Annotated in this window: 2 protein-coding genes; both read left to right on the top strand. The window is 60.3% G+C overall.

The window, feature by feature from the left end; translation table 11 throughout:
• Window positions 1–164: 164 nt before the first annotated feature.
• Window positions 165–1658: an ATP-dependent nuclease gene (locus tag ACYVDK_RS14050; protein ID WP_460522787.1), complete on the top strand. Its 1494-nt coding sequence runs from the start codon at window positions 165–167 to the stop codon at window positions 1656–1658.
• Between the two features lie 22 nt (window positions 1659–1680).
• Window positions 1681–2943: an nSTAND3 domain-containing NTPase gene (locus ACYVDK_RS14045; RefSeq protein WP_460522785.1), complete on the top strand. Its 1263-nt coding sequence runs from the start codon at window positions 1681–1683 to the stop codon at window positions 2941–2943.
• The last annotated feature ends 39 nt before the right edge of the window (window positions 2944–2982 follow it).

Here is a 2982-nt window from a genome sequence, read left to right as displayed (position 1 = left end):
TCCTCCCCGACGAGCCCGCGAACACGCGGAACCCGCCTGGTCAGTGTCCGGAATCCGGGGTCAACCCCAGCGTCAGCCAGCCACACCATGAGGCGGCGAGGTTTACTCACTATCGCGGAAAGCCTGGGTAGCATCGTCCTACCTTTGCGTGAAGTGAGGACTGGATGTACGTCAAGCGGCTGTTGACAGACAATTTCAAGCGGTTCAACGGCTCGCAGGAGTTCCATTTCATCGATGGACTCAACCTCCTCGTGGGCGACAACAACTGCGGGAAATCGTCGATCTTCGAAGCGATACTGTTCGCCATCGAGGGCCCACCGAAGTGGAAGCCGGAAGATATTCTCAGTAGGGGTGCTGATTGCACGCGGGTTGAGATGGACCTTGCCGGCGGAATCGACGCGCTCGTCCACACGGAGAAGTTCAGTAAGTTGGTGGACTACGTCTTCGATGACGGCTCTGGTGAGATCGTCTTGAGGCTTGAGAGATGGACGAAGCAGCGCGAGGTCACGCAGAACAAGCGATCCGTCGTGCTCGATGGGAAGAAGCTCTGCTTCTGGAATCCCGCTACGGCGCAGTTCGAGAATCCGACGGGAATCGACGCTCTGGCGAAGGCTCTGATCGACTTCGAGGCGGTGTGGGCAGACACGAACCCGACCGACGTTACGGATTTCGGCGCCACGAAGACGCTCGGCCGACTACTGGACGCCGTGGCGAAGCCGTTTCTGACCACTGATCAGTGGAAGTCATTCACTCAGGCGCACGGGGCGGCGTTCGGTAACGGGGACGAGAGCCTCGCTTCACATGCGGTTGGCCTAGCACGCCAGCTTGAAGACATGGTCGGAAGCCAGTACGGCCCAGCTTCGATGCGTTTCGGATTCGACCTTCCGGATGCCGGATCGTTCCTGAAGCTCGGCCGCCTTCTCGTTGACGACGGCGCAGGTGAGACAGAGGCGTCAGGCAAGGGCACGGGAATGCAGCGTGCGCTGGCGCTGGCGATCATTCAGCTGTACGCCAGATCGGAGGCGCTTGCAGATCCCGATAGCCCGCGCCCTCTAGTCCTTCTCCTCGATGAGCCTGAGACCTGGCTCCATCCGAACGCGCAGTTGCGGCTCGGGGATGCCTTGAGCGCAATCGCTGACGCGCAGCAGCTGTTCTTGATCACTCACTCGCCGTACTTGCTGAGGCGGTTCAGCCCGGATAAACACCGGCTGGCGGTCCTGGCACGCGACGACGGGGATCTGACAGTGGAGTACTCGCACAAATTCGGGGTGCTCGGGCTTGGCGAGCCGTCGTGGGGCGAAATCAACTACCGCGCCTTCGGGATCTACAGCTACGAGTTCCACGATGAGATCTACGGTGCCATTCAACGCGATTTTGAGTCGCGGATCGCTCCGCCCAGGGACGCGACGCAGAAGGAAATCGAGCGATTTCTCGTGACCGAAGGCATCCCGACGGTGAAACTGTGGACGAGGACCGGCGGCGCCGTCCAACAGCAGACATTGCCGACGTACATTCGCAACTCCATCCATCACCCAGAGAACAACTTGAACGCGCGGGTCACCGAAGATGAACTCGCCAACTCGACCGACACCATGCTTGATGTCTGGGAGAAGGTATCCGCGCTCCCAACATCGTCGGCCGCGACGACGGCCGCTTAGCGTCAGCCTCGGGAGGGCACTATTGAGGAACTATCGGAGCCTGTCCGACCATGACTTCGAACTTCTGGTCGCCGACCTGCTTGGGGCCGAGGCAGACCATCAGTATGAGGTCTTCTCACGCGGTCCTGACCGAGGAGTCGACCTGCGCCGGATCGACGAGGCTGGCGGTCTTCACATCGTCCAGTGCAAGCACATGTCGGACAGCACCTTCGCGCAACTCAACGCTGCTGCGAAGACCGAGTCGACGAAAGTCGGGCAGTTGAGTCCCCGCCCCGCTAGTTATCAGTTCGTGACATCCCGGCGTCTCACCGCCGACAACAAGAGCATCCTAAGAGCCACCCTTTCGCCATGGATTGCGCGTGACGACGACGTACTTGGCGAGGATGATCTCGAGCTTTTGCTCAATCGACGTCCCGATGTCGAGCGCGCGCACGTCAAACTCTGGCTAAACAGCCAGGCGGCGCTAGAGCAGATGCTTCACTCCGGCACCTGGCAACGGAGCAGGTTGCTTCTGGAAGACGTCCGGAGAACCTTGCCACTTGTGGTCGACACTGGGGCCTTCAATACCGCTGAGGCACGATTGAACAAGGAACGCGTGCTCGTTGTCTCAGGGCCGCCGGGCATCGGCAAGACCACGCTCGCGCGAATGCTCGTTGCCGACGCCGCGGCCGCGGGCTATGAGCCGGTGGAGCTCTCCCTCGACATCAATGAGGGCTTCGACGTCCTCGACACGACACGAAAGCAAATGTTCGTCTACGATGACTTCCTTGGCTCAACGTTCCTTCACTCTCGGCTCGTGAAAAACGAGGATAAACGCCTCGCATCCTTCATTCGTACCTGCCGCTCGTCGGCCAATACGCTCTTTGTCTTGACTACCCGCGAGCACATTTTGAACCAGGCATTGTCGTGGTACGAGGCGCTCCACGCTGCCGATGTGCCGATGCGCACGCTGTTGCTCGAACTCAGCACTTATACCCGCTACGAGCGAGCGCAGATCCTGTACAACCACCTCTGGTTCTCTCCACTGCGCGAGCGGGGGGAGCTGACCTCGTTGACCGCCGACAAGGCCTACCTCAAGATCATTGACCATCCCAACTACAATCCCCGTCTCATCGAGCACATCGCCGCTGCCTCGGAGCCTTTGGGTGAACGCGAGACGCTCCTCGAGCGTGCAATCAACACGCTCGAGCATCCGGACAAGCTTTGGGAGAACGCATTCACGACCCAACTCGACTTAAACTGCCAGGACATCGTCCTGGGGTTGACCCCGGATTCCGGACACTGACCAGGCGGGTTCCGCGTGTTCGCGGGCTCGTCGGGGAGG

The sequence above is a fragment of the Humibacter antri genome (genome assembly GCF_054777235.1).
Note: the sequence above shows the minus strand (reverse complement) of the source record. Positions and strands in the feature narration are given on the sequence as shown.

Bases quoted from the DNA above. Each gene is read 5' to 3' on its own strand.
- ACYVDK_RS14050 (WP_460522787.1), top strand. From the start codon at position 165: ATGTACGTCAAGCGGCTGTTGACAGACAATTTCAAGCGGTTCAACGGC.